Source organism: Actinoplanes oblitus (assembly GCF_030252345.1).
Classification (GTDB): domain Bacteria; phylum Actinomycetota; class Actinomycetes; order Mycobacteriales; family Micromonosporaceae; genus Actinoplanes; species Actinoplanes oblitus.
In genome coordinates, this window is record NZ_CP126980.1 from 3,728,909 (window position 1) to 3,754,237 (window position 25,329).

At 72.5% G+C, this 25,329-nt stretch carries 30 protein-coding genes; 14 read left to right on the plus strand and 16 right to left on the minus strand.

Translation table 11 applies throughout. The annotated features are described in order from the left end of the window. The first annotated feature begins 313 nt into the window (after positions 1-313). The 3 genes from Actob_RS16695 (at position 314) to dmpI (ending at position 2,326) form a co-directional block, all read left to right on the plus strand. The gene (locus Actob_RS16695) at positions 314-1,150 is read left to right on the plus strand and encodes an SCO6745 family protein (RefSeq protein ID WP_284921117.1); all 837 of its coding nucleotides are present in this window, start codon (positions 314-316) and stop codon (positions 1,148-1,150) included. 25 nt (positions 1,151-1,175) lie between these two features. Then, positions 1,176-2,054, plus strand: a complete 879-nt coding sequence (locus tag Actob_RS16700) for a LysR family transcriptional regulator (protein ID WP_284921118.1) — start codon at positions 1,176-1,178, stop codon at positions 2,052-2,054. An 89-nt stretch (positions 2,055-2,143) separates the two neighbouring features. After that, positions 2,144-2,326, plus strand: coding sequence for a 4-oxalocrotonate tautomerase DmpI (gene dmpI / locus Actob_RS16705; protein ID WP_284921119.1), 183 nt, complete (start codon positions 2,144-2,146; stop codon positions 2,324-2,326). Positions 2,327-2,380: 54 nt separating this feature from the next. On the opposite strand, the gene Actob_RS16710 is transcribed toward dmpI, so the two are convergent. The 4 genes from Actob_RS16710 to Actob_RS16725 form a co-directional block, all read right to left on the minus strand. After that, on the minus strand, positions 2,381-3,760 hold the full coding sequence (locus Actob_RS16710; RefSeq protein WP_284921120.1) for an SGNH/GDSL hydrolase family protein: 1,380 nt from the start codon (positions 3,758-3,760) through the stop codon (positions 2,381-2,383). A gap of 70 nt (positions 3,761-3,830) precedes the next feature. Then, positions 3,831-4,286: a hypothetical protein gene (locus tag Actob_RS16715; protein ID WP_284921121.1), complete on the minus strand. Its 456-nt coding sequence runs from the start codon at positions 4,284-4,286 to the stop codon at positions 3,831-3,833. An 89-nt stretch (positions 4,287-4,375) separates the two neighbouring features. Beyond that, positions 4,376-4,861 (minus strand): SRPBCC family protein, encoded by a 486-nt coding sequence (locus Actob_RS16720; RefSeq protein WP_284921122.1) that lies wholly within the window; start codon positions 4,859-4,861, stop codon positions 4,376-4,378. After that, positions 4,858-5,241 (minus strand): metalloregulator ArsR/SmtB family transcription factor, encoded by a 384-nt coding sequence (locus tag Actob_RS16725; protein WP_284921123.1) that lies wholly within the window; start codon positions 5,239-5,241, stop codon positions 4,858-4,860. The genes Actob_RS16720 and Actob_RS16725 overlap by 4 nt, the downstream gene beginning before the upstream one ends. A gap of 81 nt (positions 5,242-5,322) precedes the next feature. Here Actob_RS16725 and Actob_RS16730 point away from each other — a divergent pair, with 81 nt between their 5' ends. Genes Actob_RS16730 through Actob_RS16755 form a run of 6 tightly spaced genes read left to right on the plus strand, consistent with a single transcriptional unit; the run spans position 5,323 to position 10,568 of the window. Continuing rightward, positions 5,323-6,489, plus strand: a complete 1,167-nt coding sequence (locus Actob_RS16730; protein ID WP_284921124.1) for an NAD-dependent epimerase/dehydratase family protein — start codon at positions 5,323-5,325, stop codon at positions 6,487-6,489. Next, a complete protein-coding gene (locus Actob_RS16735) occupies positions 6,482-7,633 on the plus strand; it encodes a glycosyltransferase family 4 protein (protein WP_284921125.1) in 1,152 nt (383 codons plus the stop codon). Before Actob_RS16730 ends, Actob_RS16735 begins: the two co-directional genes overlap by 8 nt. Before the next feature lie 13 nt (positions 7,634-7,646). After that, the gene (locus Actob_RS16740; RefSeq protein ID WP_284921126.1) at positions 7,647-8,366 is read left to right on the plus strand and encodes a hypothetical protein; all 720 of its coding nucleotides are present in this window, start codon (positions 7,647-7,649) and stop codon (positions 8,364-8,366) included. Beyond that, the gene (locus Actob_RS16745; RefSeq protein ID WP_284921127.1) at positions 8,363-8,701 is read left to right on the plus strand and encodes a hypothetical protein; all 339 of its coding nucleotides are present in this window, start codon (positions 8,363-8,365) and stop codon (positions 8,699-8,701) included. Before Actob_RS16740 ends, Actob_RS16745 begins: the two co-directional genes overlap by 4 nt. Then, positions 8,701-9,771, plus strand: a complete 1,071-nt coding sequence (locus Actob_RS16750; protein WP_284921128.1) for a glycosyltransferase family 4 protein — start codon at positions 8,701-8,703, stop codon at positions 9,769-9,771. Before Actob_RS16745 ends, Actob_RS16750 begins: the two co-directional genes overlap by 1 nt. Then, positions 9,768-10,568, plus strand: coding sequence for a hypothetical protein (locus Actob_RS16755; RefSeq protein WP_284921129.1), 801 nt, complete (start codon positions 9,768-9,770; stop codon positions 10,566-10,568). The genes Actob_RS16750 and Actob_RS16755 overlap by 4 nt, the downstream gene beginning before the upstream one ends. On the opposite strand, the gene Actob_RS16760 is transcribed toward Actob_RS16755, so the two are convergent. Next, a complete protein-coding gene (locus Actob_RS16760; RefSeq protein ID WP_284921130.1) occupies positions 10,555-11,307 on the minus strand; it encodes an alpha/beta fold hydrolase in 753 nt (250 codons plus the stop codon). The two genes, Actob_RS16755 and Actob_RS16760, sit on opposite strands and share 14 nt — an antisense overlap. 169 nt (positions 11,308-11,476) lie before the next feature. Between Actob_RS16760 and Actob_RS16765 the strand changes: the two genes are divergently transcribed. Then, entirely contained in the window at positions 11,477-11,962 is a 486-nt protein-coding gene (locus tag Actob_RS16765) for a YcxB family protein (RefSeq protein WP_284921131.1), read from the plus strand. 109 nt (positions 11,963-12,071) lie between these two features. Here the strand turns inward: Actob_RS16765 and Actob_RS16770 are convergent, their stop codons facing one another. The 3 genes from Actob_RS16770 to Actob_RS16780 all read right to left on the minus strand — a co-directional run bounded on the left by Actob_RS16770 (position 12,072) and on the right by Actob_RS16780 (position 14,697). Beyond that, the gene (locus tag Actob_RS16770) at positions 12,072-12,674 is read right to left on the minus strand and encodes a DedA family protein (protein ID WP_284921132.1); all 603 of its coding nucleotides are present in this window, start codon (positions 12,672-12,674) and stop codon (positions 12,072-12,074) included. 288 nt (positions 12,675-12,962) lie between these two features. Beyond that, entirely contained in the window at positions 12,963-13,715 is a 753-nt protein-coding gene (locus Actob_RS16775; protein WP_284921133.1) for an enoyl-CoA hydratase/isomerase family protein, read from the minus strand. After that, positions 13,708-14,697, minus strand: a complete 990-nt coding sequence (locus Actob_RS16780) for a DMT family transporter (RefSeq protein ID WP_284921134.1) — start codon at positions 14,695-14,697, stop codon at positions 13,708-13,710. Before Actob_RS16780 ends, Actob_RS16775 begins: the two co-directional genes overlap by 8 nt. 72 nt (positions 14,698-14,769) lie before the next feature. Here Actob_RS16780 and Actob_RS16785 point away from each other — a divergent pair, with 72 nt between their 5' ends. After that, positions 14,770-15,681, plus strand: coding sequence for a LysR family transcriptional regulator (locus Actob_RS16785; protein WP_284921135.1), 912 nt, complete (start codon positions 14,770-14,772; stop codon positions 15,679-15,681). Between the two features lie 12 nt (positions 15,682-15,693). Here the strand turns inward: Actob_RS16785 and Actob_RS16790 are convergent, their stop codons facing one another. Then, positions 15,694-15,909: a hypothetical protein gene (locus tag Actob_RS16790; RefSeq protein ID WP_284921136.1), complete on the minus strand. Its 216-nt coding sequence runs from the start codon at positions 15,907-15,909 to the stop codon at positions 15,694-15,696. Between the two features lie 55 nt (positions 15,910-15,964). Then, positions 15,965-16,858, minus strand: a complete 894-nt coding sequence (locus Actob_RS16795) for an SAM hydrolase/SAM-dependent halogenase family protein (protein WP_284921137.1) — start codon at positions 16,856-16,858, stop codon at positions 15,965-15,967. A gap of 141 nt (positions 16,859-16,999) precedes the next feature. On the opposite strand from Actob_RS16795, the gene Actob_RS16800 reads away from it, so the two are divergent. Both Actob_RS16800 and Actob_RS16805 read left to right on the plus strand, forming a co-directional pair. Further along, entirely contained in the window at positions 17,000-18,097 is a 1,098-nt protein-coding gene (locus Actob_RS16800; RefSeq protein ID WP_284921138.1) for a HEAT repeat domain-containing protein, read from the plus strand. A gap of 113 nt (positions 18,098-18,210) precedes the next feature. Then, complete coding sequence (locus Actob_RS16805; RefSeq protein WP_284921139.1) at positions 18,211-19,182, plus strand: GNAT family N-acetyltransferase; 972 nt, start codon at positions 18,211-18,213, stop codon at positions 19,180-19,182. A 571-nt stretch (positions 19,183-19,753) separates the two neighbouring features. Here the strand turns inward: Actob_RS16805 and Actob_RS16810 are convergent. The 4 genes from Actob_RS16810 to Actob_RS16825 form a co-directional block, all read right to left on the minus strand. Beyond that, entirely contained in the window at positions 19,754-20,389 is a 636-nt protein-coding gene (locus Actob_RS16810) for a tetratricopeptide repeat protein (protein ID WP_284921140.1), read from the minus strand. A gap of 115 nt (positions 20,390-20,504) precedes the next feature. After that, a complete protein-coding gene (locus Actob_RS16815) occupies positions 20,505-21,098 on the minus strand; it encodes a hypothetical protein (protein WP_284921141.1) in 594 nt (197 codons plus the stop codon). A gap of 700 nt (positions 21,099-21,798) precedes the next feature. Further along, positions 21,799-22,134 (minus strand): helix-turn-helix domain-containing protein, encoded by a 336-nt coding sequence (locus tag Actob_RS16820; protein WP_284921142.1) that lies wholly within the window; start codon positions 22,132-22,134, stop codon positions 21,799-21,801. Then, the gene (locus Actob_RS16825; protein ID WP_284921143.1) at positions 22,131-23,321 is read right to left on the minus strand and encodes a tyrosine-type recombinase/integrase; all 1,191 of its coding nucleotides are present in this window, start codon (positions 23,319-23,321) and stop codon (positions 22,131-22,133) included. Before Actob_RS16825 ends, Actob_RS16820 begins: the two co-directional genes overlap by 4 nt. 287 nt (positions 23,322-23,608) lie before the next feature. Here Actob_RS16825 and Actob_RS16830 point away from each other — a divergent pair, with 287 nt between their 5' ends. Beyond that, positions 23,609-24,259 carry a hypothetical protein gene (locus tag Actob_RS16830; protein WP_284921144.1) on the plus strand — a complete coding sequence of 217 codons (651 nt, stop codon included), beginning with the start codon at positions 23,609-23,611 and terminating at the stop codon, positions 24,257-24,259. Positions 24,260-24,301: 42 nt separating this feature from the next. On the opposite strand, the gene Actob_RS16835 is transcribed toward Actob_RS16830, so the two are convergent. After that, positions 24,302-25,009, minus strand: a complete 708-nt coding sequence (locus Actob_RS16835; protein ID WP_284921145.1) for a hypothetical protein — start codon at positions 25,007-25,009, stop codon at positions 24,302-24,304. Positions 25,010-25,103: 94 nt separating this feature from the next. After that, positions 25,104-25,325: a hypothetical protein gene (locus Actob_RS16840; protein WP_284921146.1), complete on the minus strand. Its 222-nt coding sequence runs from the start codon at positions 25,323-25,325 to the stop codon at positions 25,104-25,106. Positions 25,326-25,329: the final 4 nt, after the last annotated feature.

Consider the following 25,329-nt stretch of genomic DNA (forward strand, 5'->3'; position numbering starts at 1 on the left):
CTACCCATGCGAGATAGTCAACTGCCCATCCACAGTGGCCCGCCTGCCCTGCCGGTCGTGTGGATCGGTCCGGCGCGGCAGCCGCCGCGCCTCCTCGGATCGCCGGAGGTGATGCCGCTGACCGCGCGGACGTGTTCGGAATGCACGAAACGCTCATCACCCGATGGGTGATGAGCGTTCACACGGACATGTCGATCGGGAGCGGGTCCGTTGCACCGGGCCCGCTCCGCCTCCCGCTATCAGGTTCAACGAGCGGCCGACTCAAACGTTATCCCGGACGATGGACCACCTTCGGCTGCTGTTGAATCGACGCATGTCTTCGATGCGGCACCTGTGGCAGCTGTTCGAGCCGTTGCACGCGGTCACCTACTTCGCGCCCGAGGCGCGAGCCGGGTTCGAGAGCGCCGGCCTGCGCGGGTACTGGCGTGGCTATTTCGCCGGGCGGGCGGCACCGCTGGGCGCGGTGACAGCGGCGCCCGTCACCGCGCTGTTCTTCTCCTTCGCGCCCGCCATGGTGGCCCGGGCGCTGCCCGACGTCTGGCGGCGGGCCTCGCCGGACCGGGCGCTGACCGCGCGCCTCGACGGCGCGGTGGCCGCCCTGCGCGCGGTCCTGCCGGCCGAGCCGGAGCGCTGGGCGCGGGCCGCCGACCTGCTGGCGGCGGCGGCCCGCGCGGCCGGGACCGGCGGCCGGGCGCTCGCTGCGGCGAACGCCGCCCTGCCGATCCCGGACGACCCGCTGGCCCGGCTGTGGCAGGCGGCCACCGTGCTGCGCGAGCACCGGGGCGACGGGCACATCGCCGCGCTGGTCGACGCCGAACTCACCGGATGCCAGGCGCTCGTGCTGCGGGACGCGCTGTACGGCGGGCGCGAGCAGCTGCAACCGAACCGCGGCTGGACCGACGACGAGTGGGACGCCGCGGCCCGGACGCTGGCCGAGCGCGGCTGGCTCTCCGGCGACGGCCGGCCCACCGCCGCCGGCGAGGCAGCACATCGCGAGGTCGAGAGCCGTACCGATCGGCTGGCCGCCCAGCCGTGGACGGCGTTCGACGCGGCCACCCTGACCCGGCTGGCGCGCCTGCTCGAGCCGCTGGCCGATGCCGCCGCCACTGTCGTGCCGTTCCCCAATCCGATGGGCGTGCCCCGCCCGTGACGGCGGCGGCTGCCATCATCGGCCGGTGGAGCTTCGCCAATTGAGGTACTTCGTCACGGTGGCGGAGGAACTGCACTTCGCCCGGGCGGCCGAGCGACTGATGATCGTGCAGTCGGCGGTGAGCCAGCAGATCGGCCGGCTCGAACGGGAGCTGGGCGTGGCGCTGTTCGACAGGACCCCGCGCCGGGTCCGGCTCACCGAGGCCGGCGCCGCGTTCCTGCCGGCCGCGCGCCGGATCCTCGACGCCGAGCGGGACGCCCTGGCCACGGTCGCCGCCTTCGTCGCCGGCCGGGAGTCGGTGCTGCGCGTCGGCACCAGCCGGGGCCTGGGCGAACGCCTGGAACGGATCCTCGAGGAGCTGAGCCGGCTGGCCCCGGGCACCCGGGCCGAGCTGGTCTCGGCGGCCACCCGGGAACGGCTGCGGCGGGTCGCCGACCGGGAGTGGGATGCCGCGTTCGTCCGCGGCGCGATCGAGGTGCCGGACGGGCTCCGGCAGGTCCCGGTGTGGCGGGACCGGCTGGTGGTCGCCGTCTCGGCCCGGCACCGCCCGGCCGGCCAGGACCTCGCCGGGCTGGCCGGGCTGCCGCTGTACCTGACGCCGCGCCGGGCGAACCCGCCGCTCGTCGACCTGGTCCTGGGCGCCTGCCGGGACGCCGGTTTCGAGCCGGTGCCCGGGCCGCCGGCCAGCACCCTGGAGGACACCCTGGCGGCGTTCGGCGCGGGTGCCCGCGGCTGGACGGTGGTGTACGCCGCGGCCGCCCGCCAGGTGCACCATCCGCGGGTGGCGTTCCTGCCGGTCCCGCTGGCGCTGCCCACCTCGCTGGTCGTCCCGGCCGCCGGTGACCGGGCCGGGCCCCTGCTGGCGGCGTGCCGGCGGGTGGCCCGCGACGATCTCGATCCGTGATCGCTGCGTGCGCGGAGTGCTCCTGGTTCGCGGCCGCCGGCCGGAGTGGACTGGACGGCAGATCCACTCAACGGAACGGGAGAGATGACATGCCCATCGTCACGGTTCAGCAGGGCCCGCGCGACGCCGAGCTCAAGCGGGAGCTGGTCGCCCGGATCACCGACGCGTTCGTCGACGCGTACCGGATCCCGGCCGAGTCGGTCCAGGTGTGGATCCACGAGGTCGGCCCGGAGAGCTGGGGTGCGGCCGGCAAGCTGACCGCCGACCGCTGATCACCCGGCGACGGCGGCGCGGTCCGGCACCCCCGCGCCGCCGCCGCCGAGGGATCACCCGAAACGCCTCAGCTGTGCCACGTCGACCGCGCCGGCCATCGCCAGGAACCCGGCCCGGTTCGGGTGCAGGTGGTCGCCGGGCCCGCCGACGGTGCTGTTGGTGTCGAACTCGGGCCGCAGGTGCCCGGGACGCGCCGGATCCTCGGTGACCGCGGCGAAGTCGGCGACCCCGTCGAACAGCCCGCTGGTACGGATGAAGTCGTTGACCGCCCGTCGCCTGGCGTCGGTCTCCGCGGTGCCGTAGAGGCCGAACTCGGTGCCCGCCGACGGCGTCAGCGTGGCCCCGATGATCTTGATACCGCGGGCGTGCACCCGCCGGACGATCTCCCGGTAGCCGGTGATCACCTGCTCCGCGGTGGCGCCGCCACCACCGAGATCGTTGATGCCCTCCAGCAGGATGACCGCCCGGACGCCGGGCCGGTCGAGGATGTCCCGGTCCAGCCGGTCGAGCGCCGGCGGCCCGTCGCACGGGGTGCAGCCGCCGGGGGTACGCCCGATCCGGGTGACCATGTTGCCGCCGATCGCCTCGGTGGTCACCGAGATCCGCCGGTCGGCCGGGCGGGCCTGGTCCAGCCGGCGCTGCAGCACGTCGGGCCAGCGGTCGTCGCCGTTCAGCGTGGCGAAGAAGCCGTCGGTGATGGAGTCGCCGAACGCCACCACGGTGGCGCCGCGGTGCCGCACCCGCACCTGGACCTCGGAGACGAAGAACCACGAGGTGGTGGAGTACGGGAACGCCGTGTCGGCGAGGTCGGCGGTGTGGTCGCCGGTGTTCTGACCGGACAGGTACGACGTGGTGAACCCGGCCGCGTGCCAGGTCATCGGCCCGCTCGCGCCGGCGACGTGCAGGCTCACCGCGAGGTGCTGCGACAGCGCGTCGGTGACCGGGACGGACACCGGGTCGCTCAGCACGGTCCGGCCCGCCGGGACGGTGACCGACCGCCGGCCGGCGAAGGTGAGTGCCCGGTTGGTGCCGGCCGCCACGTTGCCGCCACCGGACTGCAGGCCGGCGTACGCCCGCCCGAAGGTCACCGGCCGGGTGCCGAACTCGTTGGTCAGCCGGATCCGCCAGCTCGTGCCCGCGACGCTCGGGTGCACGATCAGCCGCAGCGTCTGGTCGCGTGCCTGGTTGTCCGGGAACGCGGCGGTCAGCAGGGGAGCCGTGTTCCCGGGACCGGCCGGGCCGGGCGGGCCGGGCTGCGCCACCGAGTACCCGACCGGGTAGACCCCCTGGGCCGAGCCGGTCCACGCGTCGATCCAGGCTCCGGACGAGCCGCCGGCGCCGGTGACCGGCTCCTGCGCCACCGCCACCGCGGGTGTGAGCACCGCCCAGGCGAAGACGGCGAGGACAGCTCTGGTCAAACGTTCACGTCGCATGCCACTCCTCGTGCGTAGCGAACTCATCGATAGATATCGCTACCACGAGAGCCGGGCGGGCTCAACGGGATCAGGCGCCGGCCGCCGCCTGCTGCGCTTGCCAGATGGCGATCTGGGCGCCGACCACGAAGACCTGCAGTGGCAACGGCAGCCCCGGCAGGTCCGCCTCGATCTCCCCGGTCCAGGCGCTGGTGCGCCGCAGGTGACCGGCCGGCATGCCGCCGACCAGCAGCTCCTGCCGGCCGCCGAAGAAGGAGGCCCGGCGGAACTCGTAGGTGCGGCCGCCCGCCAGCACGCTCCAGTGCTTGCGGCCGGCCCGCTCGACCACGGCGACCTCCTGGCCGGTCTGGTCGAGCATCCGGTACCGGGTGCCCCAGCCGTTGGCCCGCACCTGGAAATGCCGCCCGTCGATGTCGAAGTCGCCGCCGGCCCGCCACCACGACGGATCCCAGACGGCGACCACCCGGCCGTCCGAGGCGATCTCGTACCGGCCGCGCCACATGCTCGTCCTCCTGGCCGTCAACATGCCCCGAGCGTATCGACGGCCGGCGAGCCGTCCACTGATGATTCACGACCCATTTTCGGTACGCCTGGAGCGGTGTCCCGGCGAGCGGCTCACCCCCGGCGCTGAGCCTCGAAATGCTCCTTCAGTGCCGGGTAGTAGTCGTCGAAGCTGGGCATCGGCGTGCCGTCCCGGGCGGCGACCAGCGCGTCCAGGTAGAACTCCCAGCCGGGGCCGATCTCGCCGAGGCCGTCGAGGCGGGTCAGGTGCTGGGTGAACCGCAGCTCGGTGATGCCGGCCCGCTCGGTCAGCACCAGATCGAGACGCCAGCGGTCGTCGGCCTCGCCGGCCGAGATCGCCAGCCGGTGCGGCGGCTCGCACGCGTCGATGGTCATGTCCATCCACGGCTGGCCCTGCTCGTGCGCCATCTGCACCTTGATGATCCGGCCCGGCCCGGCCTCGCCCTCCCAGGGGCCGAACCAGCGGGCGGTCCGCTCCGGGTCGGTCAGACTGGCCCAGACGTCGATGACCGGTGCCGGGAAGGTGCGGGTCAGCACCAGGTCGCCGCCGAGTAGCCGGCCGGTGGGTGTCGGGCTCATGCGCTCTCCTCGTGGGAATCCGCCGCCGCGACCGCGGCGGTCTGCTGCTCGGTGACCTGGCGCCGGGCCCGGCGGGTCCGGTAGACCTCGGTCGCCAGCGCGTCGAAGCGGTGCTGCCAGCCAGACGGCCGGGTCAGCCGGTCCAGCCACCCGGCCAGCTCGTCGAGCGGCGCGGTGACCAGTGCGTAGACCCGGCGCCGCCCGTCGGCGGTGTCGCGCACCAGGCCGGCCTCGCGCAGCACCCGCAGGTGCCGGCTGACGGCCGGCCGGCTGATCGCGAACCGGTCGGCGATCTGCCCGGCGGAGCGCGGCTCGTCGCGCAGCATCAGCAGGATCTCCCGCCGCACCGGATCGGCGATCGCGCCGGCCACCTCGTCCACGCCGGGAAGCGTAACTGACCGGTTACGCTTTAGCCAGGCCCGGCTGTTCGTCCGGGCTGGTGACGCCGTTAGAGTGCCGGTGTGCGGGCGGTGGTGACGGGGGCGGCGGGGTTCATCGGCAGCCACCTCGTCGAGGCGCTCCTGGCCGCCGGCCACGAGGTGCTGGCCGTCGACGTGGCCGGCCGCCGCGCCGCGGATCCGGCCTGGTGGGCACACGCCGCGGCTGATCACGCCGCGCGCGAGCGCGCCGCGGACCACCGGACCTCGCGGGAACGCGTCACGGACCACCGCGCCTCGCGCGAGCGCGGCGCCGACGACCGGGACCCGCGCGAGCGCGGCACCGACGACCGGCACCCGCGGGAGCGCGTCACGGACCACCGCGCCTCGCGCGAGCGCGGCACCGACGACCGGGACCCGCGGGAGTGCCTCACCGGCGACGGGACCGGGCCGGAGCTTGCCGCGGACCACCGGGACGAGCTGGCGCGGGCCGGGGTGACGGTGGCCGAGTGTGATCTGGCAGTGGACGACCTGGCGCCGCTCGCCGACAGCGACGTGGTGCTGCACCTCGCGGGGCGGCCCGGGGTGCGCGACTCCGGCGGGCCGCTGACCTGGCGGGACAACGTGACGACCACCGAGCGGCTGGTCGAGGCGTGCGCCGGGCGGGGCACGCGGCTCGTGCTGGCCTCCAGTTCCAGTGTCTATGGCAGTGCGGCACGGCCGTGCGACGAGGACGATGGCACGGCGCCGCTCAGCCCGTACGCGAAATCGAAGGCCGCGGCGGAGGAGATCGTGCGGCGGGGCGGGTGCGCCGGGGTGATCCTTCGGTATTTTTCGGTCTATGGCCCTCGGCAGCGGCCGGACATGGCGTTTCATCGGTTCATCGAGGCCGGGTTGGACGGGGTGCCCGCGCCGCTGTTCGGGGACGGCGGGCAGAGCCGATCGTTCACCTACGTCGGCGACGTGGTGGCGGCGACCGTCCGGGCGGCGGAGATCCCGCTGCCGCACGGCACCGTGCTGAACGTGGGGAGTCCGATGACGGTGACCGTCGGTGACGCGCTGGACCGGATCGGGCGGCTGCTCGGGACGACGCCGCCGACCGTGTCGAAGGACCCCGCACCGGGTGACGTGACCCGCACGTGGGCCGGCACCGAGCGGGCCGCCCGGCTGCTCGGCTGGACCGCGGGCACCGGGCTCGACGACGGCCTGGCGCGGCAGATCGCCTGGCACCGGGAGCGGCGGCGTGGCTGACGGGCATCGGGCGGCCTACGTCGCCTTCGACCGGTTCCCCTCCAGCAAGGGGTCCGCGGTGCACATCCGGCACATGGCGGCCGAGCTGTTCGCACGCTACGACGGCGGGCTGCTCTGCGTGCTCGGTGGCGGCGGACTGCCCGCCTACCAGCGGGAGGGCAACGTCGAGATCGTCCGGTTCGACGCCGTGGTGCCGAACCTGCTGGACCGGGCGGAGGCGTTCTCGGCGTGGGTGACCGAGCAGCTCGCGCCGCACCGGGACAGCCTCGAACTGTGTCACGTCCGGGACCCGTGGGGCGCCCTGCCCGCACTGGCCACCGGCGCCCGGCTGGTCTACGAGGCGAACGGGCTGCCGTCGATCGAGCTGCCCTACGCGTGGCCGCTCGTCGCGCCCAGCACGCTCGGGAAGATCCGCGAGCTGGAGCAGTGGTGCCTGAGCCGGGCCGCGGCGGTGGTGGTCCCGTCGTACGTCATCGAACGGGCCGTGATCGCCCGCGGCGCCGCACCGGACCGCGTGCGTCTCGTGCCGAACGGGGCGGACCCGGCACCGGCCGGCCTGCCGCGACCGGCCGCCGCCCCGGCCCGATACCTGATCTACGTCGGGGCGCTGCAACCGTGGCAGGGCGTCGACGTGCTGCTGCGCGCCTTCGCCCGGCTGGCCGACCTGACCGATCTGGCCCTGGTCATCTGCTCCTCGGTCTCGCCGAACCGGGCGCGCCCGCTGCGCCGCCTCGCCGACCGCCTGGAGATCGCCGGGCGGGTGCACTGGCAGCACCAGCTGCCGCACCCCGAGGTCGCGGCCTGGCTCGCGCACGCCGAACTGTCGGTGGCGCCGCTCACCGCCACCCCGCGCAACCTGGAGCAGGGCTGCAGCCCGATCAAGGTGTGGGAGTCGATGGCGGCCGGCACCGCCGTCGTCGCCTCCGACCTGCCGGTGATCCGTGAGGTGCTGGGCGAGCACGGCCGGCTGGTGCCGCCGGACCGGCCGGCCGAGCTGGCCCGGGCCATCCGGGTGATGCTGGAGTACCCGGACGCCTGCCGGGCCCTCGGCGAACGGGCGCGGCGGCACGTCGAAGCGGGCTTCACCTGGCAACATGCCCGGGCCCGGCTGGCCGCCGTCTACGACACCGTCGCGGGTCGCTGATACGGTCCCGGTCATGTTCTGGCGCGATCAGAAAGCCGCCATCGCCGGCTTCCACCCGCTGCACCAGGCGCTGATCGCACAGCGCGGGTTCGCCGCGACCCAGCCGGCCGGCGGATGGACGGCACTGATCGACAGCCTGCACCGGCATGCCGGGCTGGTCCGGCGGCAGAAATGGGCGCTGCCGCCGCGCACCCTCGACGTGCTGGTGCCGCTGCTCGCCGAGATCTGCTCCGACCTCGATCCGGCCGGCACCCTCGGCGTCACGGTGGACCTGCGCGGCAAGGACGCCCCCGGCAAGACCGGACCGGCCCGCGACCTGCCGGTGCGCAAGCCGATCCGGTCGGCCACCGAGGCGTGGACCGTCGACCCGTGGCTGCGGCTGCGCGCCGAGCTGCGCGACGGCAGCATCCTGGAGATCCTGGTCGTCGACCGGGAGCGCACCCGGCGGATCGCCAAGCGCAACCCGCGCGGCAAGATCAAATGGAAGCGGAAGAGCAAGCTGACCCAGACCATCCGGGTCCGCCGCCGCCTGCCCAAGGACACCGCCGGCCAGGTCCCGCCGACCCCGCCGCCGCCGTGGATCGGGGTGTTCGTCCGGGAGGGGCAGCGGCGCAGCGTGCTCGCCACCGCCAAGCTCGCCCGGCTGCCGCGCAGCGGCGAGGAGCAGGTCGATCGGATCCTGAGCGTGGCCACCGAGCCGTTCCGCTGGACCCCGCAGAGAGGTGCCGCATGACGCCGTGCACGGTCACCACCGGCTTCTTCACCCTGGGCAAGTGCGGGGTGATGGCGGTCGCCGGCTGCCCGGCGTGCGGGCGCGCGCTCTGCGCCGGCCACGTCACCGAGAGCGGGTTGTGCCCGGAGTGCGCCGCCGCGCGCAACCAGGTCGGCCACCCCGCGGCGGCGGCCGCCTACCGGCGGCGGATGCACCGGCACCGGACCGCGGGGGAGTATCAGGACGCCGGGTGGTACACCGGTTTCGACTCGTACGACCGGGCCGCCTTCGAGCCGGGCGCCGGGGCGCAGCAGGACTACCTCGACGACGGTGACGACGCCCTGGTGGACAGCTGATGCGCCTGCTCTGGATCACCGAGAACTATCCGCCCAGCCCCGGCGGCATGGCCACCTCGTGCGACCGGATCGTGCGCGGCCTGCGCGCGGCCGGCGTCGGGGTGGAGGTGGTGCACCTGGGCCGGCGCGGCGCGGTCCCGCTGAGCGAGGACCCGGAGCACGCGCTGCGCTCGCTCTGGACCACCCTCGCCCCGACCGTCGGCGACTACACCCACGTGGTCGCGTTCGGCGGGACGTACCCGCTGCTCAGCGCGCCGGTCTATGCCGCGTGGGCGGGATTGCCGCTGGTCACGCTGCTGCGCGGGAACGACTTCGACACCGGGATGTTCTCGCTGCGCCGGCAGCCGGTGGTCCTCGAAGCGCTGCGGGCCTCGGCGCACGTCTGCGTGGTGGCCAGCGGCACCGCGCCGCTGGTGTCCAGGCTCGCCCCGTCGACGCCGGTCACCTGGGTGGCCAACGGCATCGACACCGGCCAGTGGCAGATCCTGCCGTCCGAGCGGCAGAAAGCCGCCGCCTGGCGGGCCGAGCACGTCGATCCGGGCCGCCGCACGATCGGGCTGGTCGGCCAGCTGAAGAACAAGAAGGGCGTACGGCTGCTGCTGGACGCCCTGGTGGCCGGCCGGCACGCGGACCGGTTCCACGTCGTGCTCGCCGGCGACCTGGAGCCGGGCATCGGGGAGTGGCTGGCCGCGCATCCCGAGGTGGCGTTCACGGCGCTGCCCTTCCAGGACCGCTACCAGCTGCTCACCGTCTACGCGGCCTGCGACGTGATCGCCCTGCCGTCGTTCTACGACGGCCTGCCGAACGTGGCTCTGGAGGCGGCGGCGCTCGGCATCCCGCTGCTCGCCTCGGACGCCGGGGGCCTGGCCGACCTGGTCGACTCCTCGGTCGGGTTCGCCTTCCCGGCCGGTGACCCGCACGGCTGCCGGGCCGCCCTGCACCGGGCGGCGCTGTCCGATCCCGATCACCTCGCGGCGTTGGGGGAGGCGGGCGCCCGGCGGGTCCGCGAGCGGTTCTCGGTGGCGGCCGAGACCGACGGCTATCTGAAGGTGCTGGCAGCGGTGCGGTGATCGTCTGCTACGCGCGGGGCGGTGGGCTGGGGCACCTGACCCGGATCCGGGCCTATCTGCACACCGTGCACGGCGACGAGCCGGCGACGATCGTGACCGGGTCGCCGTTCGCGGCTGATCCGCGGGTGCTGGGACCGCACCGGGTGCTGCCGGTCGCGGCGCTCCCGTCGCTGCGGCCGTCGGAGCTGGTGGTGGACGCTTTCCCGGCCGGCATCGAGGGCGAGCTGTCCGACCCACCGCGGGCGGATCGAACCGTGCACCTGGCCCGGTTGCTGCGGTGGGCGGCGTATCGGCCGCTGCTGCCGCGGGAGCCGATCCGGTTCGACCAGACCTGGATCCTGGAGGACCTGGACCCGGCGCACGCGGCCCACCTGGCGCGGACCTCGGCGGCGTGCGACCGCCTGCGGCTGACCGACCCGCCGTCCGCTCCGGCCGGCCTCGCCGCCGGTGCCTGGCTGATCGCCCATTCCGGTCCGGAGACCGAGATTCACGAGCTTGTCGCGTACGCCCGGGAGTGCGCCTCGTGGGAAGGCTGCCGGCCACGGCTGATGCTCGCCGCCCCGCACCGCCCGGCCGGCCTGCCCGCCGACGTGGAGCACACGGATCGGTACCCGGTGTGGCCCCTGTTCGCGAGCGCGGAACGCGTGGTGACGGCGGCCGGGTTCAACGCGGTCCGGCAGCTGGAGCCGTGGCGCGCCAAACACCGGATGCTGCCCTTCCCGCGCCGCTGGGACGACCAGTTCACCCGGGCGGCCCGTGCCCGGCTCACCCCGCCGGCCTCGTTCACCGCTTGCTGAGGGCGGCGGTGAGCAGGGTGTGGCACCGCTGCGGGTCTTCCACGTGGGCGTTGTGGCCCAGGCCGGGGAGGGTGACGGCCGGGACGCCCAGCCGGGTGAGCTGGGCGTCGGTGTTCATCGGGTCGTGCTCGCCTCGGGCGAGGGTGACCTGGGTGGCGGACTTGGCGATCAGGGTGGGCAGGTCCGGGGCGCCGACGGCGAAGGCGCGGGGGTCCAGGGTCAGGCGCCAGCGGCCGTCCTGCTCGCGGATGCCGTGCTGGGCGGCGGGGTGGTCGTCGGGGAGCAAACCGGCCAGGCCGGACACCCGCAGGTGCCGGGCCAGCGCCTCGTCGCGGGAGTCGAACCAGGTCACCGGGCGGGCCGCCAGGGACCGGGCGCGGTCCAAATCCTCCGGCGTCCAAACGGCCTTGATGCCCAGGCCGACGACGGCGGCGAGGGGGACGCGGGCGGCCAGGGACAGGGCGACCACGCCGCCGAGTGAGTGACCGAGGGCGACGGTGCGGCCGCCGGCCGGGACGAGCGGGAGCAGGGCCTCGGCGAGAGCGTCGAATGTGTACTCCGGCAGCGGGGCCGAACCGCCGTGGCCCGGCAGGTCCGGGGCCAGCCAGCGGCCCGGCCAGTGGCGTGCCAGCGTGGGCGCCCAGCCGGACCAGACGTCACCGGTCGCGCCCAGGCCGTGCAGCAGCAACAACAGCGGCTCGCCGGCGCCGCCGCCGGTCATCCGGAGTTCCTGGCTCATGGGGGGGGAGTCTGCCACCCGCCTGCCGCCCGCGCGGGGCGGAATGGTCGGTCGGGGAGGGGCGAGCGGCGTACCGGGAATTGGCGGACCGGAGGGTGCGGCGGACCGGCGGCGGACCCGCGGACCTCCCAAGATCGATGTTTGTGGAGGCCGTGGCATACTGCCGCGCGTGAATGCCATGGGGGAGCTGCGTGTCGATTACGGCGTCTTTCGCCGGATGGAACTCAACGATCCGCGCCTGCTGATCCGGACCGTTGTGGCCCGGGTGTTCGGGCTGGTCCTGATCGGTTCCGCGGGGTGGCAGGCGGTGACCGGGCCAGTCAGCGTGCAACTGCTCTACATGTGGCTCGCCGGGCTGGCGTTCATCGGTGTCATGGAGGCGCTGATCGGGTTCGAGTGGCTGATGCTGCGGCGCCAGTACGCCGAGCCGGTCCGCTATCAGGTGACGTCGCAGGGCGCGGCCATGCACGGCGTGCGTGGCACCAAGCAGGTGGCCTGGACGGACGTCGCCCGGGTGCAGCGCGGGCGGCACGCCTGGACGATCAAGAAGGCATTCGGTGTCGAGGCGTTCGTCATCCCGCGGGCGGCGTTCTCGCCAGAGGACAGCCGGGCGATCAACGACTTCTTCCTCGCGAACCCGGAGTTCGCCGGATAGTGGCACCCATTGATCTGAATAACTTTCGCCCAAGGCGGGTAGCCGATAGTTCACCGGCGGCGCGGGGGCTGAGCTTGGCGGCCAGGCACCGCTGCCGCCGGCCCGCCGGTCAGCGCCAGTCGGCCCCGGCCAGCTCGCGGTCGCGGGCCGCCGGGCGCCGCCTCTCCACCAGGGCGCAGACGCCGGCCAGGGCCATGCCGAGAACGACACCGAACACCGCGCCGAGCAGCGGGGCATGGGCGAAGGTCTGGCCGCCCAACCGGCCCAGGGCGATCACATAGGCCGCCCAGGCGGTGCTCGCCAGCGCGCTGAACAGCCGGAACCGGCCCCGCGGCAGGGCCACCGAGCCGGCCGTCAGGGTGGTGGCGGTACGGCCGTACGGAAGGAAGCGGCCGACCAGAATGGGCAGACCACCGTGCCGGAGCAGCAGGCCGTTCGCCCGGGTCATGGCGTCGGCCAGCCGGCCGCGCCGCATCCGGCCGCGAACCGTGCGGCCGATCCGGTAGGAGATCTGGTCCCCGGCCATCCCGCCGGCGACGGCGGCGGTGGCCAGCGCGAGGAGGTCCGGCCGGCCGGTCGCGGACAGCGCGCCGGCGGCGATCACCAGCGCCTCGGACGGCATGAACGGCAGGAATCCGTCGATCGCCACGGCCGCGAAGACGACCACATACAGCCACGGTGAGGCCACCAGCGGCATCAGGTGGTCCAGCATGCTCTCGTTCCTCCCCTCGATCCGTGTTGTCGACCGTACGGATCGCGGTGGCCCCGCTCGATGGTGCCAACCAGCCGATCGCGGTAGGGATAGCACCACCGTTCCCGCCCGGGTGCGAGGATCGGCGCCATGAGCAAGGCGTGCCGGATCCACCTCCACGTCACCAGCGGCGGCACCACGCTCGGAGGGCGACGACTGGGCCGCGCCAGGGCACGATCAACGTGAACAGCTGGGCGGCGGACTCGCGGCGGTTCGCCTACGTCGACTATCAGGCGTCGCCCGCCGGCGTCACGTCCTGACCGCCGCCATGTAGTCGCGCAGCCGCCCGTCCTCGACCGCCTGCACCCACGACTGCGTCACCTGCGGGTCGAGGTCCGGCCGCCGGGCTGCCAGCCGTCGCCGTACGGTGGCCTGCAACTGTGCCTTGGTCAGCCGGAACGTGCCGGCCGGAGTCAGCGCCGCCAGCCGCCGGGCGACGGCCACGGCGTCGTCCACCAGGCTCTCCGGCGGCGTGATCCCGTCGATCCGGCCGGCGGCGAGCGCGGCGGCCGGCTCCAGGGTGTCCGCCGCCAGCACCTGACGGCGGGCCTGCGGCTCACCGTAGGCGTACCCGAGAATCTCCAGAGCGGTGGCCGGGAACGGGACGCCGACCCGCAGCTCGGTCACGCCGATCCGGCCGGCGCCACCCGCCATGATGCGGTGGTCGCAGGCGGCGGCCAGGACCGCGCCGCCGGCGATGGCGTGCCCGTTGAGCGCCGCCACCACCGGCTTGCCGGCCGCGAAGACGGCCAGGAAGGCCGCCTCCAGCGCGGGCAGGAACGCGTGCACGTAGGCCGCACCGCCGTCGATCACGCGCCACAGGTCGACCCCGGCGGAGAAGACCCGTCCGCTGCCGGTGAACACCACCGCCCGCGCCGGGCCGGTGTCCAGCGCGGCGAACGTGGCGGTGAGGCGTTCCAGCAGTTCCAGGTCGAGCGCGTTGACCTTGCCGTGCGCCAGGCGTACCACGGCGATGCCGTCGGTCTCGGTCACCTCAAGCATCGGAACCTCCCAGGTCGGTGGACGTGGCCGGCCGGCCACCGGTCGTCAAGCCGTCGTCCCGTCTCCTGGTATCCCAGCGGATCGAAGACCGGCGCTCAAGCGTCTCCGGGCGTTCTCCGGTGCGGCGCAGCTGCAGGACCGCCGTCGAGCTGAGCACCAGCGCCGCGCCGCCCAGCTGTACGCCGGTCAGGGACTCGCCCAGGATCAGCGCCGCCAGCGCGGTGGTCACCACCGGCTCGAAAGTGGACAGGATGGCCGCCGTCGACGGCCCGGTCCGGCGCAGACCGGCGAAGAACGTGAGCATCGCCAGCACGGTGGAGACCAGCGCGATGCACGCCAGCCACAGCCAGCCGGGCGCGCCGAACCCGAGCCCGGCCCCGCCGGTGACCACGGCGCGGGCGCCGAGCGTGCCGGCCGCGCCGAGCATCACCAGCATGGACAGCAGCACCGGCGGCAGCCGGCGCACCACCGTGTCGGCGACCAGGATGTACCCGGTGTAGGTGACCGCGGCGCCGAACGCGAGCACCGCGCCGGCCGGGTGGAACGCGGTGCCGCCGGCGCCGAGCAGCACCAGCAGTGTGCCGCCGCACGCCGCGAGCAGTGCCACGCCGCGCGCCGGGGTGAGCCGATCCCGTCCGAGCAGCACCGCCCCGACGGTGACCAGCACCGGATAGGTGTAGAGGATCAGCGACAGCAGCGAGGCCGCCATCAGCCGCAACGCGGCGAAGTACAGTCCCGCCTGCGCGGCGTAGCCGATCGCACCCAGCCCGAGGGCGATGGCCAGCACCTGCCGCGGCAGCGCGGCCAGCGCCCGGCGCAGCTCCGGCCGGGCCAGCACGACCGCCGCCAGCAGCACCGCGGCCAGGGTGAACCGCACCAGCAGCAGCGCGCCGGGGGAGACGCCCGCGTCGTAGGCGAGCTTGCCGAAGACGGCCATCGCGCCGAAACAGGCGGCCGAGACGAGACAGAGCAGCGGACCCATGCGCCGAGCATCGGCGGCCCGACCGGTCAGGTCCAGCGATGATTCCTGGACGTGAATCGTTAGAGTTCCTGGATGATCGACCTGGACCTGCGGCGGCTGCGGTTCCTCCGGGAGCTCGAGGAGCGCGGCACGCTCGGCGCGGTCGCGGCGGCGCTGGACTACAGCCCGTCGACGGTCTCCCAGCAGCTGGCCCTGCTGGAGCGGGAGACCGGTGCCCGGCTCCTGGAGAAGGCCGGGCGCGGGGTGCGGCTCACCGAGGCCGGCCGGGTCCTGGCGCGGCACGCGCGGGTGCTGCTGTCGGCGGCCGAGGCGGCCGTGGCGGACCTGGCCGCCCTGAGCGGCGAGATCCGGGGGACCGTGCGGGCCGGTGGCCTGCAGTCGGCGGCGCGGCGCCTGCTGATCCCGGCGGCCGCCCGGATCCAGGCCGAGCATCCGCTGGTCCGCCCGGAGATCCTGGAGGTCGAGCTGGAGGAGGCGCTGCCCAGCCTCAGCCTCGGCACCGTCGACCTGGCGATCGGCGACGAGTACGCCGGGCATCCCCGGTCACGGCCGTCCGGGCTGCGGTTCACGGTGCTGCTGGAGGAGCCGGTGCGGGTGGTCCTGCCGGCCGCCCATCCGCTCGCGGCCGGGGGCGGGCCGGTGCCGATCAGCGCGCTGCGCTCCGACGTGTGGACCGCCGCCGACGAGGGGACCAGCCACCACGCGATGGTGGTCGGCACGTGCCGGGCGCTCGGCGGTTACGACCCCGACCTGCGGCATTTCTCCAACGACGCCGACGTCCAGCTCGCACTGGTCCGGCTCACCGGCGCGGTCGCGCTGCTGCCGCCACTGGCCCTGCCGGCCGCGGACCCGGCGCTCGCGGTCCGCGACGTCGCCGAGGCGCGGCTGGGCCGCCGCCTGATCGTGGGCACCCGCGACACCCCGCCGTCGCCGGCGCTGACCGCGTTCCTGGCCGCCGTCACCGCGCAGGCCCGCGTCTTGTGACCGACCGTAGCTTCAGGGCCGGTTGTGCACGAACCAGGTGTCACCGGCAGCGACAGCAACGGCCGGTTCCGCTTCGTGACCGAGTGCGCCGTAGAAGCCCAGCGGAGGCACCGCGAGCCACGGCGACGGGGTCGGTGCCAGCAGGAGCAAGGCATCGTCCGGCCGATACCAGTATTCGGTGCTCGCGGAGAAAGAAAAGTCTTCGGCCGGCTCCGCGAACGTACTCAACTCGGCTAGATCAGGGTGTCGACGTGTCCGACCGGACTCCTGAGCGCCCCGCGGCTCATTCTGCGAGGATCTCCACCGCGGTTCCCGCGCCGGGTTGGCCGAACATCTCCGCGGCGCTGGCGCCACGGGCGAACAACTCGTAGCAGGCGCGGTGCCGGCCGTCTCCCATCGGCCAGCCGGAGCTACCGGGCGCGAAGGAAATCTGCCCGTCGGGCACCGCGAAGACGCCGTCGCTGACCACCGCGACGACCTGCCGGCCACCGATGTCGACCCGGACCCGCGCGCCGACCTCGGCCGGCGGGTCGTACCAGCTGGTCTTGAGGTTGCCGTAGCCGTCGACGTAGACGACCGATCGTGGCGGAGGCCCCGCGACGGTCACCTCCGATCCGAGCAGCGAGGCGTCGCCTCGGGCCAGGGCGGCGACGGCGCCGGGAAACACATCGCGCGAGCGGAACTGCGAACCGGCATCCGCGACCCGCACCGCGCGCAGCGGCAACCCGGCCTCGGCGAGGAAAGACATGCTGGCTCCGGCGGCGACGCCGACGACCAGGACACCCGTCGGCAGCCGGCATGCCACCAGCCGCTCCCCGGCGTTGCCGGCCCGCGGCGCATCGTTGTCCTGGCGAGGCGCTACGTTGGCGTAGAGGACCCGGTCCGCGGGTCCCTTCCCGAACGCCAGTTGAGCCACGCAGAACCCGGCGCTGACGGTGTCGAACGGGGGCACCGGAATGGCGGTCACGTCAGCCTCGGGCAGCAGTAGCGCCAGCCGCTGACGTACCTCGGCGAAGGCCAGATCACCGATGCCGTAATCGGCGACGACGGTAAGCAGCACGTGGCACCTCCGGATCAACAGACGGCATGAGAGATGCCTCCCGTCCATCCTGACGCACGCCCGGCGCCGCGGGCTGAGAACCCAGCAGTCCCGCAGGCAAGCCAGATAGGCGGGCATGTGCGGAGCCGGTCAGGCCCCGAGCCTGGCGGCGGGATACGCGGGGAGGGCGGCGGCGACGATGACCGCACCGGCGGCCGGCAAGGCGCCTGCCGGCAGGGAAATAACTGACTGTCTCGGGGCTTTGGTCTGCTCGCCGCGTTGGCCAGCAACGTGGTCACGTCGCGGATCTTGTCGTACTTCCCGTGCATGATCCACGCCGTGGATGACGATACGTACTCGGGAAGTCGGCGTCGACCGGAGCAGGAGTGGGACGCGTTGTGTGCGGCCAACGACGTTCGCGTGTGGTCGGCCAGGTGGCGGGCGGCCGGTGAACCCGACCTCGAGCGCGTGGAGTGGGGCCGATTCCAGCACTGGCGCGGCCCTGCCGACGATGTGCCCGACCTGCTGCGCTGCGCGGCCGGCCCGGATCCGGACGAGGCCCGCGAAGCGCTGTACTTGTTGTGGGACGGGTTGATCCAGGAGTCGTCCACGTCGGCTCCGGCTGCGCTCGCGGTGCCGTTCCTGCTGCGGTTGGCCATCGACCTGGCTGCGCACGGCCGCGTCGAAGCGGTGTATCTGGCGGCTTGGGCCGGGCATCGTGTGGTCTACGTCGTCGAGACCCGCGCGACCCTGTTCCGGGTGGCATGGCCGCTGGAGCAGTTCTCGGTCGGGCCGGGCGAGACGGACCGCAGCGACTGGTCCCTTCAGGCGGCGCGCGAGGCGCTCGGCGCCGATGCCGGGATTCTGATGAAACTTCTCGACGACGACGATCCGGATCTGCGGACCGCCGCCGTGTTCGCACTCGCCACGGCCCTGAATCTGCCCCCGACTGCCGATCATGCGCTGCGGGCCCGGCTGAGCGTCGAGCCTGATCCCGCCGTCCGGGCCAGCCTCGTACTGGCCATCGGGCAGCTCGGCGGCGATGCGGGCGAGGCCGAGCGATGGTGGCGCGATCCGGCCCGGCCCGACGACGTACGGTTCGCGGCCGCCCTCGTCTGGCTCTGCGCGACGCAGCTGCCCGTACCCGCTGACTTGACCGGACTGCTGGCCGAGTTCACGACACCCGAGATGGAGCAGGTGATGCTGCGCGTGCCCTGGGCCGAGTTCTCGACGCCCGGGATGATGCGGATGCTCCTGCCCTCGCCGTGGCCGGAAGACAAGCCCCGGGGGGTGCCCGGACGGTTGGCCGGATGGCTGGCCGGGCTGCTCGACGATGCGGTCGGAAGGCCGTACGGGGCACCATTCCCGCTCCATTGAGAAAGCCGACGCCTCCAGCGACGGACCGCCGCCGGCTCCGTCAGGCGCCCGGATCGCGGCATGAGAGTACGACTGCGTGATCTGGGCGGGTTGATTTTGTTTTGGTCTGCGGTTTGCATGACAACCTTCATGCGCGCGAGTCGTCGGCCAGCACGCCGGCGGTGAAAACCAATTGCGTCGTCTCTGTGGTGTGGTTGGGTCGGCGCATGTCGATCACGATGCAGCTTGCGACGCCGGACTCGTTAGGCGAGATCGTTGAGGCGGTAGCGGTCTGGCAGCACACCGGCGGGCCGGTCCAGCTTCATCCGGGCGACCTGGGGTGGCACTGGAGATGGGGCGCGCAGGAGTTAGCCGAGGCCATCCGGGTGTGGATCCGTAACGGGCGGATCCTGGCCGTTGGCCTGGTGGACGACGGGGTGATCCGCATGGGCATCGCACCGAGCGTCGACGAAGACGCCGCGTTCGCCGCCCGGATGCTGGCCGATCTGTCGGATCCGAGGCAGGGGGTACTGCCTGACGGCGCCGGGGTCGTCGAGGCCCGCTTCGGCGCTGCTCTTGGCGACCTCCTCCGTCGCAGTGGTTGGGTGGCCGACGAACCGTGGACCCCGTTGTCTCGCGAACTGATCGAGCCGGTGGAGGACTGCGGGCTCAGGGTCGAGGTCATCGAGGCGCACGACGTTCGGGATCGGATCGTTCGGGATCGGATCGCGGTGCAGCGGGCGGCGTTCGCCAACTCGACGTTCACTGTGGAGCGCTGGCGCGCGATGGCCTCTGCCCCGCCCTACCGTCGGGCCCGGTGCCTGGTTGGTTACGACGGCGACGGCGATGCGGTCGCCGCGGTGACGGTTTGGTCGGCCGGGGACGGGCGACCGGGTTTGCTCGAACCACTGGGCGTTCATCGGGATCACCGTGGCCACGGATACGGTCGCGCCATTACGGTGGCCGCGGCCGCCGCGTTGCAGGAGATGGGGTCGTCCAGCGCGACGGTGTGCACCCCGAGCAGCAATGTCGGCGGCGTGGCGACGTACGTCTCGGCTGGCTTTCAGAAGATCCCGGACGTTACCGACTTTCGCCGCACGAGTTGATTGTGCCACCGCAACCGTGAAGGTAGCGGAAGCTCCCCATGATGAGTTATCGCTCCTCGATGTGCGCACCAGCACGACGCAGTGCGGTTGGGTTCATCGGCTCCGGCGGCCGGTAAAGATCTCCAGCGCGTTGTCGCCGAGCGTGAACTGGAGGCGGCCGTGCTCACGCACCAGGTCCCGCGACTGCGCCACCAGACCCGCTGGTCCACCCGGGCCGTGACGATCCGAGCCCGGCTCCGCCGAACCGTACGCCAGTGCCGGGTCCGGCACGCCGGCGAGCAGAACACCATCGAGGTCCGGGCCACGGCTGGCAACCGGTCACCACAGACCGGACACCGCCGCGGCGACGCTCTCTCGGCCGTGCCGGTCGGCTGCGGAACCAGCGACAACCAGCCCCGGGCAGCGCGCTTCACACCGCTCGTTCCGCGAGCGTAGAACCAACCGGCCCTAACTCGATCTTTACTGATGGCATCGCGTATTGAAGTGTCGTGAGTTCGGGCACGACGGCATACGGGTTCGGTCGGTCGGTGCGTCAGGGCCAGCGGACCGTCATCCTTGGTAACTCCAGTGTTCATATGCAGGTTTGTGCCTCCTCGGCCTGACGCGCGATGGCGAGCGCGCCGGTGGACTCAGCGATCCTGCTCGCTTCCGCAGCCGCCGTCATTGCATCGTCCCGGCGGCCTTGAGCAGCGGCGATGTAGCTTAGTCCCACCAAGTTGGCCGCCACACCGGGCAGAAATTCCACCTCCCGTCGTAGCCGCGTCGATTCCTCTAGGTGCTCTCGCGCGGTATCCAACCGGCCGGCACGATGCTCGGCGATGCCGAGATGCCGAAGTGCGTAAGACAGGGTCAGCTGGTCGCCAGCCCGCTCGGCGAGCTCGCGCGATTGGTGAAGTGCTGGCATCGCAGCGTCATCGTCGTGCCGTACGAGCTGATGGAAGATCCCGATCCAGAGCAGTGCCTCAGCAGCGCCGCGGCTATCGTCCAAGGCCTCGTAGAGTTCTGCGGCGCGGTCGAACAACGCCAGTTCCTGCGGATCTTCTTGGCCGTCCCGGAGGAATCGGCCGTGCGCGAGGCGTCCACGCGCTAGCGCAAGGTCAGCTTCGACACCGTCAAGTTCGCGCTCCGCGATCTGCAGTCCACTGCTATCGCCGTCGAAAGCAATGCGTTCGTAGAGTAGCCGTGACCGCTCGATTCGGCTGTCCATGCCAAGCCCCCGATGTTGTGCCCGATCGATATTTCGTCGACCTTAACGGCCACGCGAGAGCGGGACAGCCTCGACGCGATCCGCGTGTGACAAAGCCTGGCTGTAGCGGAGGACTTCATGCCTCGGGATCGCGGCGTTGTCGCTGGTGGGAGGCGTAGCCGGCCCAGGTCGCACCGGCCAGGGTGGCGTGGTCTTCGGCGCATTCGGGGGTGTAGCCGAGGGCTTGTGCGGCGATGGCCGGCGGCATTTCGAGGACTAGGATGCGGATGGCGGCGAGGCGGGTGCCGAGCAGGTTGATCCGGGACTTGGCCAGCTGGTTCATCAGGTAGGTGGAGTGGACGTGCTGGGTTGGTCGTCTGCCGGGGAACAGCCAGGGGCTGGTGCGGTTGGCTTCGATGTTGCGGGGTCCTCGGTCGGCGGCGTGGTCGCGAAGGATCTGGCCAAACGGTTCGGGGACGGGGATCGGGCCGTGCGATCCGAGGGTGATGCGGACTTCGTCGCCGCTGAGGTCGATGTCGTTCATGGTAAGGGCAGCGATGCGGGTCAGCGGCTGAGCGAATAGGGCGAGCAGCAGGGCGGCCGCGCGGTCGCGCTGGAAGAAGGGCTTGGCGGGGTCGACCAGGTCACGCAGCAGTTGGAGGCGTTGGGCCTGGGTGATCGTCTCGTGGGCTGCGCTCTGGTGGTATGGCAGGTGCAGGTGACGCGGCATAGTGCCGTTCTTGGTGGACCAGACGACGAACGCCCGGCTGCCTTGCCGGCTGGAATTTCCGGTGGTGATCCAGTTATCGAGATCGGTTTGGGTGCATGTCTTCGGAGCGGTGCCGTGTTCGCGTAGCCAGGCCAGCAGAGCGGCGGCCTGTTGATCTCGTGGCGGGGCCGCTTGGGGAGCCCGGGGCGTAGCGGTTCGCGGGCCGCCCGTTGACGAAGCTGGCGGAGGCTGTGCCAGGTGGCAAACTGGCGAACGAGTCGCTGGTCCTCGGCAGGCTCGACGGCATCAAGCTTCCTGCGCAGCCAGTTCTCGAACAGCACCAGGTAGCGGTCGCGGTGCGGCAAGATCTGCTGCTGCATGAGCATGTCGCGCAGGTGCATCGCTGTCTGCAGCGAGGGATGGTCATCCAGGGTGGCGTGGGTGAGTGGCAGCCGTCCAGTGGCCAGGTCGGCGAGCAGCGGGGCGACATGCTGGCTGCAGACCAGCCAGACCAGGCCGGCGTTTGGGTTGGGCTGCTCGCAGATGGCCTGGTGCAAGCGAAGCAGGGCAGGCGCGACCCGGCCGCTGCCGTCGTCCAGCACCGCGGTCGCTCTCTCGACGAGGTGGCAGCGCGGGCAGATGATCCCGTCGTCGCGGTATCCCCACCAGCGATGTCGTTCGCCTCGGTGCAGGCAACGGGCGCAGGTCTGTTCGCGCATGGTCAGTCGGTGCGGCGCACCCGGGCGCGTTTGGGCCGGATGGTCTTGTTCGGGTCCACCACGACCGGGCCGGCGTTGACCGCCTTGGGCGCCGCAATGGCCTCGACTCGGAAGGTGCAGAGGTCTTCGACGGTGCACTCCAGGGCGTCGATCAACGCCCCGAGCACAGCGAGCGAGATGCGCTCCGGCCGGTCACCGACCAGGCGGTAGATCTGCGAGGCCGACAGCGTGATCCCGCGTTCGGTGAGCAGCGGGATGAGGTCGGAGATGTTGTTCAGGCCGCGAGCGGCCATGATCTCCCGCAACCGCCAGGAGTAGGTGATCGTCGTGCGGCTCACGAGTTGCTCCTGATCTGGGTGGCGACGCGGTCCAAGGCGGCGCGGACGGTGCGGGCCCGGTAGTCGGGCGAGACATGGGTGTAGATCGACGTGGTGCTCGCATGTTCGTGACCGACCTGCTGCTGCACGAACAGCTCGTCGTAGCCGGCCTCGATGAGGTGGCTGACATACGACCTTCGCAGGGAATGGAAGTCGAGGCCGTCGGCGAGGCCGAGTTCCTTGCGGCAGCGGGTGAACACCGTGCTCACCGTCCCGGCGCTGAGCTGGTCGCTGCGCTCGGACGGCCAGAGCGAGGAGTTGCCGGGCTCGGCCAGAGCGGGACGGAGCTCTTCCACCCACTGCTTCAGCGCGTCGACGGCCCAGTCGAACAGCGGGACGGTCAGCACCGACCGGCGTTTCGGTGGGGAGCCCCGCATCGCCTTGCCGTAACGGACTCGGATGATGCCGTAGCCGTCGAACTCCGGCGCCTTCGGGTTGCTGGCCAGGTCACACAGGTCCAGGTGTGTGGCCTCGTTGCGGCGCAGCCCCCAGGCGTAGGCGGTCTTGAGCAGCACCGAGTCACGAAAGGCGCTGCTCCAGCCCTTGCGGCCGGAGGACTGGGCCGCGACAGCCCGTTCGTCGGCGTGGTCGAACAGGGCCTGCAGTTCGTCATGGGTCAACGCCCGCTTGCCGGGCCGGCCCAACGCTTCCTGCACGTGGCGGCCGGTGTTCCATTCCGTGCAGACCTGGATCGGATGGGTGCCGAAACGGTTCTGGCACTCGTCGGGCCAGCCGTAGTGCGGGTCGGTGATGTAGTCACAGAACTGCCGCAGCGTGGTCTGGTAACCGAGCAGCGTGGCGTGGCTGACGTGCTTGACCGCCCGTGCTTCGGCGAAGAACGCGTCAGCGTCTGCCGCGCTCCACGCCCACGGGCCGGCGTCGGTGTAGTTGCGGAACCGCCGCACGAGACGCTCGCGCGGTTCGATGGTGCCGAAGCTGAGGTTGCGAGCCAGCTGCTGATTGCGCCAGCCGTCGAGCATGGCCTGAAACACCTGCTCTTCCGGGTGCAACAGCGACACACCCCGCACCAGGTGCAGGCCCGCAGAGCCCTCAGGAACCGCCACTTCCACCCCTCGCATGGCATGCGAAAATTTCGCGTTTTCTGCGAACAGGAGGAGACTGTACAGCTCAGCGATCTTCTTCGACATCCGGCCCATGGCCCCGTCATCGACTGCGGTGTTGGCACGGCTGACACGGCAGCCGCGAATGAAGTGCCGAAGCTCCAGGTCAGTGCCCCGATGGGGCCTCTAACGACGCATGTCCTGCAAGACCAACATCATTCAGTCGCGGGTTCGCATCTTCTGCAATTCGCGACGGTTGGAGGAGAGAGACAGGCACTGACACGATTTCGGTCGAGTTCTCAACTCGGCCCCGGTCCCCGCCGATCGAGCGGTACATGCAGCCGAAACGGGGACCGCGCCGGAGACTTCGCACCGTGGCCGGGGTCCTGTTGCTGGTCGCCGCCCCGCTGAGCGTCCTGCTGATCGGCGCGGAGGAGGACGAGAAGATTTTCGACGCCCGCCTCGCCTACGCCGTCGCCCGCGACGGCCACGCCGGCGACACACATCGGGTGTCCGAGTACGCCCATACGATGCGCCGTACCGTCGAGATGGCTCAGGCCGGCTGGTTCCGGACCGAGGGCGAGGCCGTGGCGCAGATCGAGGACGCCTACCAGCGAGCCCTTCCCGGCACGCTCTTCCGGGTGCCGGCGGAACTCAGCGCGTCGGGGCAGGAAGTGACCCTGCGACTGCCACCCAGGGACCGCGGCCCCGGACAGGACGCGGTCGCGGCCGCGCTCGATCAGTACCGGACTGCCTGCCGCACCGCACTGGACAGCGGATTCTCCCGCGTCACGACGTCGCCGCGCAAAGCCGCGGTGCTCGCCGCCGACGAGAACCGCGTGGTCGCCGCCGCGGAAGCCGTGGAGAGCGCGGGGAACCTGGCCAGCCGGCGCGAGTCCGACGAGGCGATCCGGAAGATCCGGCGGGAGCACCTGGGTATGCAGGCCGGCGCCGCCGCGGTGCTGGGCGCGAGCGCTCTGGTCGTGCTGGGCCGACGCCGGCGGGCGCCGAAACCCGCGGAGTGACAGCGGGGTCCGTGCCGCACGGCCGGGAGCACCGCCGGTGTGTCACGGCGTGACGGCATGACCCGTACCGAAAATGATCTGTGCTGGCCGCTGGAGCGAAGCGATCAGCCGGCCGCGGCGAACACTCGGCGCCGGGGTGACCTGCCGGCGCAGCCGCTCGCGAGCGGCGATCGCCAGCTCGGCCTCCCGCTCGCCGCGCCGGGCCGCGGCCTCGGCCTGCCGGAAGACCTGCCGGCGGTGCGTGGCCACGGCCCTGAGCAGCACGAGTTCCTGCTCCACCGGATGCAGCCGCGGGTCCCAGCCGGCCCGCACGGCCGTCGCGGGCAGGTCGCCGCGTTCCACCGCGGCCCGCACCGACCGGTGCAGGAACCGTTCCCGGTCGGCGTACTCGGCGGCGGTCCGCGGCGCGTCCGGCGTCGCGAACGCCGCCGCGGCCCGCGCCCGGCCCACCCGCTCCTCGGCTCGCTGCCATCCCTGCCAGGCCTCGTCGGCGTGCGCCTCGGCGTCCCGGGCCACCTCCTGCCAGTGCTGCGCCAGCCGATCGGCACGGGCCGCCTCCGCCGCCGCCCATCCGGCGGCGAGCGGTTCCGGCCGCTCCCGGCGCAGCGCGTCCAGCACCGTGCGCACCGGATCCCGCATCGCCTCCGGATCGCCGAGCAACAGCAGCGCCGGCACCGAGACCAGCACCAGCACCAGCCAGATCGCCATCGGCCGAGGGTCGGCGAGCAGCATCTGCGACATGACGTTCATCCGTGAAAGCTCCTTGACCAGGAAAGATCCATTTTCGGTACGGCGGGAAGCGCCGTTCCCGGGCAGGGCACCGGTACGGCGGGGAAGCTCGCGCCTACGCGAAGAGAACGGGCGGTGCGCGGGAGTCACCCGCGGACGCGACGACCTGGTCGGCCAGGACTCGCGTGTGATCGGCCACCACCACGGTGACCGGGGCCTCGACGTGCACACCGGACGCGTCGTCCACCGTGACGGGGACCCTGACGGCGGCCAGCAACGCGGCCAGCAACACGGGCAAGAACCGGCGCAGAACCCCGCGCTCACCGTTCTTGGCCATGGTC